This window comes from Pedococcus bigeumensis (genome assembly GCF_006438965.1).
GTDB lineage: Bacteria > Actinomycetota > Actinomycetes > Actinomycetales > Dermatophilaceae > Pedococcus > Pedococcus bigeumensis_A.
In genome coordinates this window covers 297,894-314,048 of sequence record NZ_RCZM01000002.1, presented here as the reverse complement: position 1 = coordinate 314,048, position 16,155 = coordinate 297,894, and the positions used below count along the sequence as shown (strand labels likewise).

Sequence of the window (16,155 nt, the reverse complement as noted above, 5' to 3'; positions counted from 1 at the left end):
CGAATCCCTCAGGCGAGGCTGTCGCGGGCCGCGATGAAGGCAGCGACGCAGGCCCGGACGTCTTCCTCGGAGTGCCCAGCCGAGAGCTGCACGCGGATGCGCGCCTTGCCCTGGGGCACCACGGGGTAGGAGAAGGCGATGACGTAGACGCCCTGCTCGAGCATCGCCTCGGCCATCTGGGCGGCCAGTCGGGCACCGTCCTCGCCCGGGAACATCACCGGGGTGATGGGGTGCTCGCCCGGGAGCAGGGTGAACCCGGCCTCGGTCATCAGCTCACGGAACAATGCCGTGTTGGACTGCAGCCGGGCCCGCGCCTCCTGGGACCCGGCCGCGATCTCGAGCGCCTTGAGCGAACCCGCAGCGACGCTCGGTGCGACCGCGTTGGAGAACAGGTAAGGGCGGGACCGCTGGCGCAGCAGGTCGACGATCTCCTGGTGGGCGCTGACGTAGCCGCCGGACGCACCGCCGAGCGCCTTGCCAAGCGTCCCGGTGATGATGTCGACCCGGTCCATCACACCGAACCGCTCCGGCGTGCCGCGGCCGCCGTCGCCGACGAACCCGACGGCGTGGCTGTCGTCGACCAGGACCATCGCGCCGAACTCGTCGGCCAGGTCGCAGATCTGGTCGAGCGGGGCGAGGAACCCGTCCATCGAGAAGACGCCGTCGGTCACGATCACGGTGCGGCGGGCGCCGGCCGCCGTGGCGGCTTCCAGCTGGGTGCGCAGGTCGGTCATGTCGGCGTTCTTGTAGCGGAACCGCTTCGCCTTGCACAGGCGGATGCCGTCGATGATCGAGGCGTGGTTGAGCTCGTCCGAGATGATCGCGTCCTCGGCTCCGAACAGCACCTCGAAGACGCCGCCGTTGGCGTCGAAGCAGGATGAGTACAGGATCGTGTCCTGCATCTCCAGGAAGTCGGAGATCGCCCGCTCGAGCCGCTTGTGGAGCTCCTGCGTGCCACAGATGAACCGCACGCTGGCCATGCCGAATCCCCAGTCCTGCAACGCCTTTGCGGCGGCCGCCTCGACGTCGGGGTGGTCGGCCAGACCGAGGTAGTTGTTGGCACAGAAGTTGAGCGCCGACACCTTTGACGTCGTGACGTGGGCCGACTGAGGTGAGGTCAGCTCGCGCTCGTGCTTGAACAGCCCGGCGTCCTCGATCTCGCGCAGGGTCGTGGCCAGCTCGTCCTTGACGGTGCCGTACATCGCGTCAGCTCCAATCCATGATGACCTTGCCGCACTGACCCGATCGGGCCGCGGCGAAGGCGTCCTGCCACTGCTCGGCAGGGAGGCGGTGGGTGATGACCGAGGCGATCCGGTCGCGCAGCACCTGGGAGTTGCCGAGCATCGAGCTCATGGCGTACCAGGTGTCGTACATCTCGCGGCCGTAGATCCCCTTGATGGTGATCATGTGGGTGATGACCCGGCCCCAGTCGATCGGGAAGGGGTCCTTCGGCAGGCCGAGCATGGCGACCCGGCCGCCGTGGTTCATGTACGCCAGCATGTCCTCGACCGCGCTCGGCACCCCTGACATCTCGAGGCCGACGTCGAAGCCCTCCTTCATGCCGAGGGACTTCATCGCCTCGCCCAGGTCGGAGGTCCGTACGTTGACCACGAGGTCGGCACCCGCGTCCTTGGCCAGCCCCAACCGGTAGTCGCTCAGGTCGGTGACGACGATGTGCCGCGCACCGACGTGGCGGGCCAGCGCGGCGGCCATCACGCCGATCGGCCCGGCACCGGTGATCACGACGTCCTCGCCCGCCATGGGGAAGGACAGCGCCGTGTGGGTGGCGTTGCCGAGTGGGTCGAACACCGCCCCGAGGTCGGGGTCGAGGTCGTCGGGCTGCACCCACACGTTCGAGGCCGGGATGACGACGTAGTCGGCGAAGGCACCGTCGCGGTTCACACCGATTCCCTTGGTGTGGATGCACATGTGGCGCCGGCCGGCCCGACAGTTGCGACAGGTCCCGCAGACGATGTGGCCCTCACCCGAGGCGCGCTGACCGACGCGCACGGAGTCGACGTCCTCACCGACCTCGACCACCTCGCCGTAGAACTCGTGCCCGATGGTCATCGGAGCCTTGACGGTGGAGGCCGCCCAGTCGTCCCACTGCTCGAGGTGCAGGTCGGTGCCGCAGAGTCCGGCCCGCAGGACGCGGATCTTGACGTCGGTGGGACCGGGCTGTGGCTCCGGCACGTCCTTGAGCTCGAGTCCGGGTCCGGCATGGGTCTTCACGAGTGCGCGCACGCCGAACAACATAGTGGGCCCGGGGAGAGGGACGGTATGCCGCCTGGTTGCGTCCGCGGCATACCTCCGCGGGTTTGACGATTGGCCCGCAAAGCCAGGCGACGCAGGACAAACTGGTCGAGTGGCGGCCAGCCAGCGCAACCGGAACCTGTGGCTCGTGCAGACGAGCTGGGCCTGCTGGGTGGCCACCGACCTCGCCCTGCTGGTGACGCTGGCCGTGGTCGCCTTCTCCCTCGACGGGGTTGGCGCCGTGGGTCTGGTGGCCGCAGCCCGCGTGCTGCCCGGCGCCGTGCTCGGCCCCCTGCTCGCCACGGCGGCAGACCGGCTGCCACGGCCGTTGCTGCTCGCCGGGGTGCACCTCTTCTGGGCGGCCGCCTCGCTCGCCCTCGCCTGGGCGGCCGCGGCCGCCTCGCTGTGGGGCGTCGTCGTGGTGGCGGCGGTCGGCTCGGTGGGCGGATCCCTCTTCAAGGCCGGCCTGAGAGCGCTCATGTCGCAGGTCGTGCGGACACCCGCCGAGCTCGTCACCGCCAACGCGGCCTTTGCCGCGCTCGAGGGCGTGGGCACCCTGGTGGGCCCGGTGCTGGCCGGCCTCCTCCTGTCCGCGCTCAGCCCTGCTGCCGCTCTCGGGTCGTTGTCGGTGATCTTCGCTGTGGGGGCAGTGGCGTCGGCGTCGGTGCGGACGGCGTACCAGGTCCCGAGACGCACGGCCCGGCTTGGCCTGGCGGATGCCGGGCGTGGCTTTGCCGAGCTGCTGAAGCCACAGCTGCGCGGGATGTTCGCCGTCTTCATGGCCCAGAGCCTGATGCGTGGGCTGCTGACCGTCTTCGTGGCGGCTCTGTGCCTCACCTCGGGAGGTGGCGGAGAGGAGCGGGTAGCTGCCCTCTTCGCCACGATGGGGGCCGGTGGCCTGGTCGGCGCAGCCGTGGCGGCCCGACTCCCGCGACAGGGCGGTGCCGCTCGCCGGGCCACTGTCGGCGTCGTGCTGTGGGGGCTGCCCATCGCGCTGCTCGGGCTGTGGCCGGAGGGCTGGGTGGCGTGGGCCGCGCTCGCGGTCGTCGGTGTCGGGAATGCCGTCGAGGACGTCTACGGCTTCACTGCGCTGGACCGCCTGCTGCCCAACCACGTGGCGGCCCGTGCCTACGCGGCCTTCTGGTCCCTTGCGGCCGGCCTGGTCACCCTGGGCTCGCTGGCGGGGCCGCCGCTCGTCACCCTCATGGGGCTGGGTCCGACGATGGCCGTCACCGGTGCGGCCCTCGCAGCGTTCGCGCTGCTGATGCTCCGGCCCCTGGCGCGGGCCGACGCCCGGGTCGCGGTGCCGCCCGCGCACCTCGCCCTCGTCCAGGCCACGCCGGAGTTCGCACCGCTGCCCGCCATGGCGTTGGAACGACTCGCCAGTGCCTTGACTCCACGCAGCCTGCTGGCTGGCGAGGTGGTGGTGCGCGAAGGGGATGAGCCCGACGGCTTTGGCATCGTCGAGACCGGGCCGCTCGATGTGGTCCAGGGCGGCGAGACGGTGCGACAGCTGGGCCCCGGGGACGCCTTCGGGGAGATCGGCCTGCTGATGTCACGGCCGCGAACCGCATCGGTGGTGGCCGCCGGGGCGGCGACGATCCTGTGGCTGGACGCGGAGACGTTCATCGCCGCGGTCACGGGGCACCGGCACGCCTCGAGCGCCGCCATGGTGGTGGCCGGCGATCGCCTTGAGTCGGACCGGACGCGCGGCGTCCCGCCCTCCAGCGGCGGGCCATAGGGTCGACCCATGGCCAGGTATCTCGATGTGCACCCGGTGGACCCGCAGCCCCGGGCCATCGCCCAGGCGGTCCAGCTGCTCCGTGATGGGGGCATGCTGGCCTATCCGACTGACTCGGGCTACGCGCTCGGGTGCGCCCTGGGAAACCAGGATGGCAAGGAGCGGATCCTGCGGATCCGTCAGCTCGACGACAAGCACCACTTCACCCTGGTCTGTGCCGACTTCGCCCAGCTCGGCCAGCTGGTGCACATCGACAACCGGGTCTTTCGTGCCATCAAGGCCGCCACACCCGGGCCCTACACGTTCATCCTCCCGGCCACCAAGGAGGTGCCGCGTCGGCTGCTGCACCCGAAGAAGAAGACGGTCGGCGTGCGGATCCCCGACAACCGGGTCGTCCAGGCCCTGCTGGCCGAGCTGGGCGAGCCGATCCTGTCGAGCACCCTGATCCTGCCGGGCGAGGAGTCCCCGATGACCGAGGGCTGGCTGGTCAAGGAGGAGCTCGACAACCAGGTGGATGCCGTCATCGACGCGGGGGAGTGCGGCACCGACCCGACGACGGTGATCGACTTCTCGGACGGCACGCCGGAGGTCACCCGCGTGGGCGCTGGTGACCCCAGACCGTTCGAGTAGTCCTACATCTCCTCGTGGGTGTCCGGATCGCCGCCGAACAGGCGGCCGTCCTCGCGGGCGAGTCCGGCGATGGCACCCATCTCGGTTTCGCTGAGCTCGAACCCGAAGACGTCGAGGTTCTGGCGCTGCCGCTCGGGGGTGGCGCTCTTGGGCAGGGGGAGCGAGCCGAGCTGCACGTGCCAGCGCAGGATGACCTGGCCCGGCGTGACGCCGTGAGCTGCCGCCGCGTCAGCCACGGGAGGCTCCTCGAACGGTGCCTGCCGCTTGCCCATCGGGCTCCACGCCTGGGTGCGAATCCCCAAGCCCTCGTTGATACCCCGCATCTGCGCCTGCGGGAAGTAGGGGTGCAGCTCGATCTGGTTCACGGCAGGTGTCACGTCGGTCTCGTCGATGATCCGGTGCAGGTGCGCCTCGGTGAAGTTGCTGACACCGATGGAGCGGACCAGCCCGTCGCGTTGGGCCTCGACCAGTGCCTGCCACGCCTGCGGGTAGAGGTCCTGACTGGGATTGGGCCAGTGGATGAGGGCGACATCCACCTGCTCCACCCTCAGGCGGGACGCTGAGTCCCGAAGTGACTGCAGGGCAAGGGTTTTCGCGTGGAAGCGCCCTGGGATCTTCGTGGCGACAGCCACCTCGTCGCGGGGGACCCCCGACCGGCGGAGCGCCTCGCCGACCTCCTCCTCGTTGCCGTAGTTCACGGCCGAGTCGAGCAGTCGGTAACCGGCCTGCAGTGCGCTGACCATCGCCCTGACTCCATCGTCACCCTTGAGCGGGTACGTGCCGAAGCCGATCGCCGGCAGTGAGGTGCCGTCGTTCAGCCGGTAGGTGGTGTCGTCGGCTGCTGCCGTGTCAGTGCCCATGGACCCACCGTAGCCACGGGCCGGCGGAGTCGCCCTGTCGCGGGTGACCGGTACGTTGCGACCATGAGGACTGAGGGCACGTTCACTGTCGAGTCGTTCACGCCGGTGGCCTTGGAGCCGGCACCGGTCGAGGTCACCACGGCCGTCCCGGTGGGTGTAGCGGTGATGGAGAAACGGTTCTCCGGAGAGGTCGAGGGGCGTTCCGCCACGATCTTCACCGCCGCGTTCGACCAGGGGACCGGGGTGGGCACCTACGTGGCCATGGAGTCCTTCGAGGGGTCGCTCGGGGGATTGGCCGGCACCTTCAACTTCAGTCACAGCGCGACGACCAACGGCACCGACCGCGTCGCCGAGCACTTCGTCGTCGTGCCCGGCAGCGGCACCGGGGGACTGGCTGGGATCAGCGGCGCGGGTGGGATGGCCATCGATGACGACGGCACCCACCGCATCTGGTTCGACCACGAGATCTGAATGGACTCGCGCACGGCGTTGGTGCTCGGGGGCGGGGGATCCGCGGGCAACGCGTGGTTGATCGGCGTCATCGCCGGCCTGGGTGAGGCCGGGGTGGATGTGACGTCGGCGGATCTGGTCATCGGCACGTCAGCGGGTGCGACCACGGCGGTACAGATAGGCGGCGCGAGTCCGTCCCAGCTGCTGTCCGACATCCTTGTTGCCGCACCGGTGGTACGACCCGGGCCGGGGGGATCGGCCGCGGTGGGATCCGATGGTGGGCGAACTCGCCCTGGGCCTGTGGTGGACCACCTGGACAGGACGAACCGAATCATCGCCGCCGCTGCGGATGCCGCCGACATGCGCCGCCGGATGGGCACTGCGGCGCTGGAGATGCAGGCGACGTCGGACGGCTCCGGGCAGTCGCGGTGGCGCGCCATCGTCGGCGCTCGGCTGCCCAGTCAGCGCTGGCCGGAACGCGCAATGGTCATCACTGCTGTCGATGCGCAGACCGGTGAACCCGTGACCTTCGACCGACACAGTGGAGTGCCCCTGGTCGATGCCGTCGCCGCCAGCACTTCGAGCGGGGCCGCCTACAGCATCGGGGACAACCGATACATCGACGGCGGCTATCGCCGGAACGAGAACGCCGACCTCGCGGCCGGCTACGGTCGAGTCCTCGTGCTGTCGCCACTGGGAGGTCGAACCCGGCACCCGTTGGCCTGGGGCATGCAGCTCGACGCACAGGTCGACGAGCTCCGAGCGGGCGGCAGCCGGGTCGAGACGATCCTGCCGGACGACGACTCACTGGCCGCCTTCGGCACCAACCTGATGGATCCGTCGACCCGAGCACCCGCCGCCAGAGCTGCCCGTGAGCAGGGAACAGCGCTGGCCGAACAGCTCACCGAGTTCTGGCTCTGACCCCGCGGCTGGCCGTCGGGGGAGGCTAGTCAGATCGCTAGATTGACATAATGTCGATTATCGGCGTAATTCCCGTGAACTGAGGCAGCCTGGGAGCGAAGCCCTGGACACGACAAACGGAAGAGAGCTGCTGCTCCCATCCGTTCTCAACTTATAGCGCACAGGGGGGCTTGCGGCAAGGCCCCGGTGGTGCCGCAGAATCGTCGGCCGAAGCCAGAATCACGATTTCCCGGGGGTTCGCCGACGTGCCCAAGAATCCGCTGATCGCCAGCGCCTTCGACCTGCCAGACCGTCTCAGTGCCAAGGCGGACCAGACACTGATCGCTGCCGACGACCAGCACTTCGCGGCCATCGCCCAGAGCCTCGCAGAGGCGATCGCCGATCTGTCCGTCCGCCTTGAGGTGGCACGCAAGGCGCCGGGTCGCCTGGGTCAGGAGGCGCTCGAGCGCGACGTCGAGGTCCGCAGGCTGACCGGCCGCCTGCGTGCCTTGCGACGGTTCGGTCTGGACCTGTGCCTCGGCCACATCGTCACCGCGGACGGTTCCGACCCCGTGTACACCGGACGCCTGGGCCTCACCGACACCACCGGGCGCAGGCTGCTCCTCGACTGGCGCTCCCCCGCCGCCGAGCCCTTCTTCGGTGCAACCCATGCCAACCCCATGGGTCTGTCCAGCCGTCGACGGTACCGCTGGACGCGCGGTCGGATCAGCGACTACTGGGACGAGGTCTTCACCCCGGACGGGTATGCCGGCCACGCCACGAGCCTCGACGACCAGTCCGCGTTCATCGCCAGCCTCGGCAGCAACCGGTCAGCGCGGATGCGGGACGTGCTCGGCACGATCGCGTCCGACCAGGACGCGATCGTCCGCGCGGGTTCGCGCGGTGCCCTCGTCGTCGACGGTGGCCCCGGCACGGGCAAGACCGTCGTCGCGCTGCACCGCACGGCATACCTGCTCTATGCGGACCCGCGCCTGGGGCACCGGCGGGGCGGCGTCCTGTTCGTCGGTCCGCACCAGCCCTATCTGGCCTATGTCGCGGACGTGCTGCCCAGCCTCGGTGAGGAGGGCGTGCAGACCTGCACGGTGCGCGACCTCATCCCCGAAGGGGCGACGGCCCGGCCCGAGACGGACCCCAGGGTGGCCCAGCTGAAGTCGTCCGCCGACCTCGTGAGGTCGATCGAGAGGGCCGTCAGGTTCTACGAAGAGCCACCCACGAAGGGCATGACCGTGACGGCAGACGGTTCCGACGTCTGGGTCGGCGCCGACGACTGGGCCACCGCCTTCGACGCGGCGGAACCCGGCACACCACACAACGAGGCGCGCGACCAGGTCTGGGACGAGCTGCTCACGATCCTGGTCGACCGACACGACGAAGACGGTGACGAGGAGGGTGACGTCTCGGCCGCCCTGCTCCGGAAGTCGTTGCAGCAGAACAGAGAACTGCTCACAACCCTCAACAGCGCGTGGCCGCTGATCGAGCCCACGGACCTGGTGGGCGACCTGTGGTCGGTACCTGCCTACCTGCGGATGTGCGCACCGTCGCTGAGCCCGGACCAGGTCAGGCTGCTCCAGCGCACTGACCCACAGGACTGGACCGAGTCCGACCTGCCGTTCCTGGACGCAGCACGCCAGCGGCTCGGCGACCCGGAGGCCTCGCGACGCCAGCGTCGGCAGGACGCCTCGGTCGCAGCCGCACGCGAGCGGATGGCCCAGGTCGTCGACGACCTGATCGCCACGGACGACTCCGAGATGCACGTGATGTCCATGCTGCGCGGCGAGGACCTCCAGGGTGCACTGGTCGACGATGCCGCACTCCCCCGCACCGACCCGGACCTGCTCGCGGGGCCGTTCGCGCACATCGTCGTGGACGAGGCGCAGGAGCTGACTGACGCGCAGTGGCAGATGCTCCTGATCCGCTGCCCGTCCCGGAGCTTCACCATCGTCGGGGACCGTGCCCAGGCCCGGCACGGGTTCCCGGAGTCGTGGCAGGACCGTCTGGAACGAGTCGGGTTCGACCGTATCGAGCTGGCCTCCCTGACCATCAACTACCGGACGCCCGAAGCGGTGATGGCCGAGGCCGAGCCGGTCATCCGCGCCGTCCTGCCGGACGCCAACGTGCCCACCTCCATCCGCCGCACCGACGTCCCCGTCCTGCACGGCTCCGTGGCGGAGCTCGGCTCGGTCCTCCAGACCTGGCTCGCCGACCACCTCGAGGGGGTCGGCTGCGTCATCAGCACGGCCGACATCGACGTGAGTCGGTTCGGGGACCCGAACCGGGTCCGGTCCCTTACCCCCGAGCTGTCGAAGGGGCTGGAGTTCGACCTGGTCGTGCTGGTCGATCCGGAGGGCTTCGGTGACGGCATCGAGGGGGCGGTCGACCGTTATGTGGCGATGACGCGAGCGACCCAGCAGCTCGTCATCCTCACGAGCCCCTGACCCGGTCTCGGTCAGGCGCCGACGTAGGCCGCGAGGTGCTCGCCGGTGAGGGTGGACCGGTCTGCGACGAGGTCAGCGGCGGTGCCCTCGAAGACGATCGTGCCGCCGTCGTGTCCGGCTCCCGGGCCCAGGTCGATGATCCAGTCGGCATGCGCCATGACCGCCTGGTGGTGCTCGATCACGATGACGGACTTGCCGGAGTCGACCAGCCGGTCGAGCAGCCCGAGCAGGTTCGCGACGTCGGCGAGGTGCAGGCCGGTCGTCGGCTCGTCGAGAACATAGACGTCGCCCTTCTCGGCCATCTGGGTGGCCAGCTTGACCCGCTGACGCTCGCCGCCGGACAGGGTGGTCAGGGGCTGGCCGAGCGTGAGGTATCCCAGCCCCACATCGACGATCCGCTCCAGGATCTTGTGCGCGGCCGGCGTCTTCGCCGCACCGTCGCCGAAGAATGCCTCGGCCTCGGTCATCGACATCGCCAGCACCTCCGCGATGTTGCGACCACCCAGGGTGTACTCGAGCACGGAGGCCTGGAACCGCCTGCCCTCGCACTCCTCGCAGGTGGACTCGACGGTGGCCATGACGCCCAGCTCGGTGAAGATGACACCCGCGCCGTTGCAGGTGGGACAGGCACCTTCGGAGTTCGAGCTGAACAGAGCTGGCTTCACGTCGTTGGCCTTCGCGAAGGCCTTGCGGATCGGCTCCAGGAGACCCGTGTAGGTCGCCGGGTTGCTGCGCCGCGAACCCTTGATCGCGGCCTGGTCCACGACCACGACGCCGTCCCGACCGGCGACGGAACCGTGGATCAGTGAGCTCTTGCCCGAACCCGCGACGCCCGTGACGACGCAGAGGACGCCGAGCGGGACGTCCACGTCCACGCCCCGGAGGTTGTGCGTCGACGCGCCCCTGACCTCGAGCGTTCCGGTGGAGGTCCGCACCGAGTCCTTGACGGTGGCTCGGTAGTCGAGGTGGTGGCCGGTGATGGTGTCGCTCGCCCGTAGCCCCTCGACGCTGCCCTCGAAGCAGACGCGTCCGCCGTCGGTGCCGGCTCCCGGACCGAGGTCGACGACGTGGTCGCCGATCGCGATGGTCTCAGGCTTGTGCTCGACGACGAGCACGGTGTTGCCCTTGTCGCGCAGCTGCAGGAGCAGCTCGTTCATCCGTTCGATGTCGTGGGGGTGCAGTCCGATCGTGGGCTCGTCGAAGACGTAGGTGACGTCGGTCAGTGACGACCCGAGGTGACGAATCATCTTGGTGCGCTGGGCCTCTCCCCCGGACAGCGTGCCCGCCGGCCGGTCCAGGGACAGGTAGCCCAACCCGATCTCGGCGAACGAGTCGAGCAGGTGCTGCAAACCCTTCAGCAGCGGGGCCACCGACGGCTCGTCGAGCCCGCGGACCCACTCGGCCAGGTCGCTGATCTGCATCTCGCACAGGTCGGCGATGTTCTTGCCCTGGATCTTCGAGGAGCGGGCTTCCTTGCTCAGCCGGGTGCCGTCACACTCCGGGCAGGCCTGGAACGTGATGGCGCGCTCGACGAAGCGCCGCACGTGCGGCTGCATCGCCTCGACGTCCTTGGACAGCATCGACTTCTGGATCTTCGGGATGACGCCCTCGAAGGTCAGGTTGATGCCCTCGACCTTGATCTTGGTCGGCTCGGCATACAGCATCGTCTCGAGCTGCTTCTTGGTGAACGAGGCGATCGGCTTGTCCATCGGCAGGCCCATGCCCTCGAACAGCCGGCCGTACCAGCCGTCCATCGAGTAGCCGGGCACGGTCAGGGCGCCCTCGGCCAGCGACTTGGTCTCGTCGTACAACGCGGTGAGGTCGAAGTCGCTGACCGCGCCCATGCCCTCGCAGCGGGCGCACATGCCACCGAGGTAGACCACGTCCCGGACGACGGCCTTCTCGACCCGCCCGCCTGCCTTCTCGGTGCTCATCACCCCGCTCGCCTTGCGTGTCGGCACATTGAACGAGAACGCCGTCGGCGGCCCGACGTAGGGCGCGCCCAGGCGGCTGAACAGGATCCGGAGCATGGCGTTGGCGTCGGTGGCGGTGCCGACCGTGGACCGGGGGTTGGCGCCCATCCGCTCCTGGTCGACGATGATCGCCGTGGTCAGCCCCTCGAGGACGTCGACGTCCGGCCGAGCGAGGTTCGGCATGAACCCCTGCACGAACGCGCTGTAGGTCTCGTTGATCATCCGCTGCGACTCCGCGGCGATCGTGGCGAACACGAGCGAGCTCTTCCCCGAGCCGGACACCCCGGTGAACACCGTGAGTCGACGCTTGGGGATCTCGACGTTGATGTCCTTGAGGTTGTTCTCGCGCGCACCGACCACGCTGATCGTGTCGTGGCTGTCGGCTGCATGCGCCGCTGTTGGCTGGGCGTCCATCGGGGTGGCCATGCTGGATCGGGTCTCCATCCGTGAGGCGAGAGTCAAGCGGCGGTCTGGTGGGCCGGCTCGGGCTCAGCCCTGTTGGATCCGAAGCAGGTTGCCGGCGGGGTCGCGGACGGCGCAGTCGCGAACTCCGTAGGGCTGGTCGGTCGGCTCCTGGACGACCTCGGCCCCGCTGGCCTCGACCCGCTCGAACGTCTCGTCCAAGTTGGCTGTGGCCAGGAGCATCGTGGCATAGGTGCCCTTGGCCATCATCTCGACGATGGTGCGACGCTCCTCATCGGTGATGCCGGGGTCGACGGCCGGCGGGTGCAGGACGATGGAGGTGCCGGGCTGGTCGGCGGGGCCGACCGTGATCCAGCGGAGCCCGTTGTAGCCGACGTCGCCCCGTACCTCGAAGCCCAGGGTGTCGCGGTAGAAGGACAGGGCGGCGTCCGGGTCGTTCTGCGGCAGGAAGCTCGCGTGAATGGTGATGTCCATGGGGCTCAGGCTAGTTGCGCCGCACTGGCGCGTGCTTCTCGATTCCTGATCGGTCTGGTGACCTGCTTGGAGACGCAGGAAGGGATCTCCGGCTTGGGCTCCTGCATTTCCCGGCGGTAGGCGCTGGGCGGCATACCGACCAGCTCGGTGAAGCGCGTGCTGAAGGTGCCAAGCGACGAGCAGCCCACCTCGAAGCAGACCTCGGTGACGCTCAGGTCGCCGCGACGCAGCAGCGCCATGGCGCGCTCGATCCGACGCGTCATGACGTAGCCGTACGGCGACTCGCCGTAGGCGAGCTTGAACTCGCGGCTGAGGTGTCCTGCCGACATGTGGGCTCCGCGGGCCAGCGCCTCGACGTCCAGGGGCTGCGCGTACTCGCGGTCGATCCGGTCGCGGACGCGGCGCAGGATCGCCAGATCGCGAAGGCGCTGCTCGGCGGCGGGACTGCTGGTCACCCCACGATCGTGTCACGCGGCCGGCTGGCTTGCCCAGCCATCGGACAGCATCGAGGGTGTCGGTCTCCCCGCTCCCCTCCCTACTCCCCCGCTCACCTACGGCTGGAGCGCGCGGCGAACCCGGGTCAGTCTGCTTGCCTCCACCTCGTAGCGGCTCGCCGTGGCCGCGCCGGCCCGGAAGAACCGGCGCCGCAGCGCGCCCACCACCTCGACCTGGTCGCCGGCCGCCAGTCGCCGCGCGCTCTGCCGGGTGCGTCCGCTCCAGCACGCCACGTCGATGGTGTCCACGGTGGCCGACCCTCGGCTCTCACCAGGCTGTCGGGGAACCACCAGCCGCAGGGCTGCGACGAAGTCACCACTCGGCAGCTCGCGTTCGTCCACGGACCCACTGACCTTGCCCACGAGGCGCACCTCGTTCACCCACTCATCGGTCTGCATGCCCTCAACCGTGTCCGACGCGTCGGGGCTGTTCCAGAGGTTGCCCCGACGCTGTGGACAGGCTGGAGCCGCCAATCCGCCCTGTGGACCGGGGCAAACCGCAACGGTGTCGCTCAGCTCCACCAGGGGCTCGGCCCCACGAGGAGCTCAGCCCCACCAGAACGACGTGGCGATCACGGCATACACCGCGATGAGGGCCGCGCCCTCGATCCAGGTGGACTCACCGTCGAAGGTGATGAACGCCGTGAGGATCACCGCGATCACGACCGACACGACGAGCATCGGTGGGAACACCAGCGTCAGCGTCGCGAACCCGAACACCGAGGACAGGACCACGAGCAATGGAGCCAGCACCAGGGCGATCTGGATGGGCGAGTTGATGACAACCGAGAACGCGTACTCGGACTGGTTCCGCGCTGCCAGCTGGACGCCCACGATGTTCTCGATCGCGTTGCCGGCGATGGCGACGATCACCAGCCCGGCGAACGCGTCGGAGATGCTCAGGGCCTTCATCGCCGGCTCCAGGGCCGTGACGAACCAGTCCGACACGAACGCCGCCAGCAACGCCGCCAGCGCCAGGAGGCCGACGGCGAGCCAGACCGGCCACCGCGGAGCCTCGTGCTCCATCTTGTCCGCCGCGCCCGCACCCTCCGCGCCCGCACCCTCCGCAGGCGCCTCCTTGCGCAGCGACGCCGGCAGGGTCAGCGCGAAGAGCACCAGCAGCACCACCGACACGATCAGCGACAACGTCTTCTCGTGCGCCGCCGCCGGCGTGTGCACGTAGTGCGCCAGCGACGGGACGACCATGGCCGCCACCGACAGCACCATCAGGACGATGATGCCGCGGGCGCGCTCGGAGTTGAGCTGCTGGGTGCCGTGCTTCAGGCCGCCGACGAGGAAGGCCAGCCCAAGCACCAGCAGCAGGTTGGCCAGGATCGAGCCGATCAGCGCGGCCTGCACCACCGCCACCAGCCCGGCCTTCAGGGCGAACAGCGCGATGAACAGCTCGGGCAGGTTGCCCAGCGCCGACTGGAGCACGCCCGTGGCGCCCGGTCCGAACCGGTCACCGAGCTGCTCCACGGACCGCCCCACGAGCGAGGCGAGCAGCGTCACCGCGACCGCTGAGCAGAGGAACGGCAGCACCGCTCCCCCACCGACGAAGTGGGTCAGCGCGGCGAGCGCCACGGCCAGCCCGCCACCGCCCAGGATCAGGTAGTCGGACCGCACAAACAGGGCCGTGGGCTGGGCCGACGTGGTCGGGGGCGCGGGGGTCATGTGGGACATCCTTGCGTCGAGGTATGCCGGGGGCACGCCGAAGCGGCGCGGAGGTCAGCTCCGCGCCGCTTCGGGGTGGGGTGGGGTGGGGCTAGGGCAGGTAGTACGTCGGGTTGGGCAGCTTGATCGCGCGGTCCGCAGAGCCGCCGATCAGGTCGCTGTACTGGTCGCCGAAGTTGGCGATGATGTCGAAACCCTGGGCCTCGACGTGCGCCCGCGTCTGCGACTTGTACTCGATCGTCGTGCACCGGGGTGCCAGGACACAGGTCGCGTAGGACGGGATGGGCTCGGTGGACGTCCACTTGGTGTAGTAGTTGTCCGGGCTGAACCCGGTGTAGCCGACCTTGGCGAGGTTGCCGAGGGTGGCGTTGCGCTGGGTCGTGTTGCGACCGGTCAGCCCGACCAGGGTGCAGCCCGCGTCGGCAGCGGCGTTGGCGAAGGACACCATGCCCGGAGTGGCCGGGAAGCGCTGTGGCTGGACCCACTGCTGGTCCTGGACCGTGGGGTCGAAGACGAAGTGCATCGCCGCGACCTCCATGTCGTAGGTCCACAAGGTCGTGTCGTCCGCGTCGAGGACGATGGCCGGGTTGCCACCGTGCTTCGCCTCCGAGCGGCACTGCTGCAGCAGCTGCCCGCTGCGCCGGTCGATGAGCTTGGTGATCTCGGAGATGTAGGGCGAGGACACCTTGTTGGAGGTGCCCGTGCCGGTGTCGCCGTAGTAGACCGCGATGGTCTTCTTCACCACGTCGATGTTGGGGATGCCCTCACCGCTCTGGGTCAGCCCGCTCGACCCGTCCGGCTTCATGGTGAAACGGGTCCGCGGCGCGAGCCGCGGCTCCTTGACACCCGGCAGGTTGGGCGACGGGAGGTAGTAGGTGGGGTTCGGCAGCTTCAGCGACCGGTCGGCATACCCGCCCTGGAGGTCGGACCACTGGTCGCCCACGTTGAGGACGATGTCGTAGCCCAGGTCCTGCTCGATGTGCTTGCGCGTGCCCGCCTTGTACTCGACCGTGTTGCAGGACGGTGCGGCCACGCAGGTGAGGTAGCTCGGCGGCGTCGTGCCGGAGTTGTACTTGGTGAAGAACCGGTCTGCGGGGAACGCCGTGTAGCCGACCTTGGCCAGGTTGCTGACGGTGTGCGCCTTCTGGCTGTCGCTGCGCCCGGTCAGGCCGAAGACGGTGAAGCCCATGGCCTGCGCGTCGTTGACGAAGTCGACCATGCCCGGGGTGGCCGGAAAGCGCTCGCCGTCGACCCACGGAGTCTGGGCGGCGGGGGTGAACACGAACTTCATGTCCCCCACCTCCATCTGGTAGGTCCACAGCGTCGTGTCGTCCGCGTCGAAGACGATGGCCGGCTTCTGGTGGTGCCGCTTCGCGTCGGCCAGCAGGCGTGGCAGGGCGCGGCGCTGGGCAGCCAGGATGGAGCTCATCTCGGAGATGTAGGGCGAGCTGGTCGGGTTGGCTGCGCCGGTCCCGGTGGGGTCTCCGTAGTACGAGTAGATGGTCTTCTTGACCGAGTCGATGTTGGGGATGCCCTCTCCCCCGGCGGTCAGTCCGCTCGATCCGTCGGCCTGCATCGTGAAGTGGGTGCGTGGCGCGAGCCGGCCGTCGGTGCCGTGCGCGGTGGCCGGGCCGGCGCCGGTCAGGGCGGCGGCCGCGAGGGCCAGCACTGCCGCGCCTGCCGTCACCGCCGTCCGCCGGATGTGGGCGGCCGAGGGGCCACCCCTTCTGCTGTGGACGGGGTGGGCCATGGACGCACGCTCCTGGAGTTGGGGTGGTGAGGGCGACCTGCTGGTGTCCCAGCGAGCCATCGTCGGGTGACCGCCAC

At 69.5% G+C, this 16,155-nt stretch carries 14 protein-coding genes; 5 read left to right on the top strand and 9 right to left on the bottom strand.

All coding sequences use genetic code 11. The features are described from left to right. Positions 1-8: 8 nt before the first annotated feature. Both EAH86_RS06345 and tdh read right to left on the bottom strand, forming a co-directional pair. A complete protein-coding gene (locus EAH86_RS06345) occupies positions 9-1,202 on the bottom strand; it encodes a glycine C-acetyltransferase (protein ID WP_140737825.1) in 1,194 nt (397 codons plus the stop codon). A 4-nt stretch (positions 1,203-1,206) separates the two neighbouring features. Next, positions 1,207-2,244, bottom strand: coding sequence for an L-threonine 3-dehydrogenase (gene tdh / locus EAH86_RS06340; RefSeq protein ID WP_140737822.1), 1,038 nt, complete (start codon positions 2,242-2,244; stop codon positions 1,207-1,209). Between the two features lie 121 nt (positions 2,245-2,365). Between tdh and EAH86_RS06335 the strand changes: the two genes are divergently transcribed. Next, positions 2,366-3,994 carry a cyclic nucleotide-binding domain-containing protein gene (locus EAH86_RS06335; protein ID WP_161988580.1) on the top strand — a complete coding sequence of 543 codons (1,629 nt, stop codon included), beginning with the start codon at positions 2,366-2,368 and terminating at the stop codon, positions 3,992-3,994. A 9-nt stretch (positions 3,995-4,003) separates the two neighbouring features. Continuing rightward, positions 4,004-4,624, top strand: a complete 621-nt coding sequence (locus tag EAH86_RS06330; RefSeq protein ID WP_140737816.1) for an L-threonylcarbamoyladenylate synthase — start codon at positions 4,004-4,006, stop codon at positions 4,622-4,624. Positions 4,625-4,626: 2 nt separating this feature from the next. Here the strand turns inward: EAH86_RS06330 and EAH86_RS06325 are convergent, their stop codons facing one another. Further along, positions 4,627-5,484, bottom strand: a complete 858-nt coding sequence (locus tag EAH86_RS06325; RefSeq protein ID WP_140737813.1) for an aldo/keto reductase — start codon at positions 5,482-5,484, stop codon at positions 4,627-4,629. Between the two features lie 63 nt (positions 5,485-5,547). Between EAH86_RS06325 and EAH86_RS06320 the strand changes: the two genes are divergently transcribed. The 3 genes from EAH86_RS06320 to helR all read left to right on the top strand — a co-directional run bounded on the left by EAH86_RS06320 (position 5,548) and on the right by helR (position 9,290). Continuing rightward, on the top strand, positions 5,548-5,955 hold the full coding sequence (locus tag EAH86_RS06320; RefSeq protein ID WP_140737810.1) for a DUF3224 domain-containing protein: 408 nt from the start codon (positions 5,548-5,550) through the stop codon (positions 5,953-5,955). Then, positions 5,956-6,855, top strand: coding sequence for a patatin-like phospholipase family protein (locus EAH86_RS06315; protein ID WP_140737807.1), 900 nt, complete (start codon positions 5,956-5,958; stop codon positions 6,853-6,855). A gap of 245 nt (positions 6,856-7,100) precedes the next feature. Continuing rightward, positions 7,101-9,290: an RNA polymerase recycling motor ATPase HelR gene (helR, locus tag EAH86_RS06310; protein WP_140737804.1), complete on the top strand. Its 2,190-nt coding sequence runs from the start codon at positions 7,101-7,103 to the stop codon at positions 9,288-9,290. 11 nt (positions 9,291-9,301) lie between these two features. On the opposite strand, the gene EAH86_RS06305 is transcribed toward helR, so the two are convergent. The 6 genes from EAH86_RS06305 to EAH86_RS06280 all read right to left on the bottom strand — a co-directional run bounded on the left by EAH86_RS06305 (position 9,302) and on the right by EAH86_RS06280 (position 16,078). Further along, complete coding sequence (locus EAH86_RS06305; protein ID WP_140737801.1) at positions 9,302-11,689, bottom strand: ATP-binding cassette domain-containing protein; 2,388 nt, start codon at positions 11,687-11,689, stop codon at positions 9,302-9,304. Between the two features lie 63 nt (positions 11,690-11,752). Next, positions 11,753-12,160 carry a VOC family protein gene (locus EAH86_RS06300; RefSeq protein WP_140737798.1) on the bottom strand — a complete coding sequence of 136 codons (408 nt, stop codon included), beginning with the start codon at positions 12,158-12,160 and terminating at the stop codon, positions 11,753-11,755. Positions 12,161-12,165: 5 nt separating this feature from the next. Continuing rightward, positions 12,166-12,615: a helix-turn-helix transcriptional regulator gene (locus tag EAH86_RS06295; protein ID WP_140737795.1), complete on the bottom strand. Its 450-nt coding sequence runs from the start codon at positions 12,613-12,615 to the stop codon at positions 12,166-12,168. A 96-nt stretch (positions 12,616-12,711) separates the two neighbouring features. Then, positions 12,712-13,053 carry a single-stranded DNA-binding protein gene (locus tag EAH86_RS06290; protein ID WP_140737793.1) on the bottom strand — a complete coding sequence of 114 codons (342 nt, stop codon included), beginning with the start codon at positions 13,051-13,053 and terminating at the stop codon, positions 12,712-12,714. A 147-nt stretch (positions 13,054-13,200) separates the two neighbouring features. Further along, on the bottom strand, positions 13,201-14,328 hold the full coding sequence (gene cax, locus EAH86_RS06285; protein WP_140737791.1) for a calcium/proton exchanger: 1,128 nt from the start codon (positions 14,326-14,328) through the stop codon (positions 13,201-13,203). 91 nt (positions 14,329-14,419) lie between these two features. After that, positions 14,420-16,078, bottom strand: coding sequence for an HAD family acid phosphatase (locus tag EAH86_RS06280; RefSeq protein ID WP_140737789.1), 1,659 nt, complete (start codon positions 16,076-16,078; stop codon positions 14,420-14,422). Between the last annotated feature and the right edge of the window lie 77 nt (positions 16,079-16,155).

Excerpts from the sequence above, each read along its gene's own strand:
- EAH86_RS06345 (WP_140737825.1), bottom strand. The coding sequence starts at position 1,202 with ATGTACGGCACCGTCAAGGACGAGCTGGCCACGACCCTGCGCGAGATC.
- EAH86_RS06330 (WP_140737816.1), top strand. The coding sequence starts at position 4,004 with ATGGCCAGGTATCTCGATGTGCACCCGGTGGACCCGCAGCCCCGGGCC.
- EAH86_RS06325 (WP_140737813.1), bottom strand. The coding sequence starts at position 5,484 with ATGGGCACTGACACGGCAGCAGCCGACGACACCACCTACCGGCTGAAC.
- EAH86_RS06320 (WP_140737810.1), top strand. The coding sequence starts at position 5,548 with ATGAGGACTGAGGGCACGTTCACTGTCGAGTCGTTCACGCCGGTGGCC.
- EAH86_RS06315 (WP_140737807.1), top strand. The coding sequence starts at position 5,956 with ATGGACTCGCGCACGGCGTTGGTGCTCGGGGGCGGGGGATCCGCGGGC.
- EAH86_RS06305 (WP_140737801.1), bottom strand. The coding sequence starts at position 11,689 with ATGGCCACCCCGATGGACGCCCAGCCAACAGCGGCGCATGCAGCCGAC.
- EAH86_RS06300 (WP_140737798.1), bottom strand. The coding sequence starts at position 12,160 with ATGGACATCACCATTCACGCGAGCTTCCTGCCGCAGAACGACCCGGAC.
- EAH86_RS06290 (WP_140737793.1), bottom strand. The coding sequence starts at position 13,053 with ATGCAGACCGATGAGTGGGTGAACGAGGTGCGCCTCGTGGGCAAGGTC.
- cax (WP_140737791.1), bottom strand. The coding sequence starts at position 14,328 with ATGACCCCCGCGCCCCCGACCACGTCGGCCCAGCCCACGGCCCTGTTT.
- EAH86_RS06280 (WP_140737789.1), bottom strand. The coding sequence starts at position 16,078 with ATGGCCCACCCCGTCCACAGCAGAAGGGGTGGCCCCTCGGCCGCCCAC.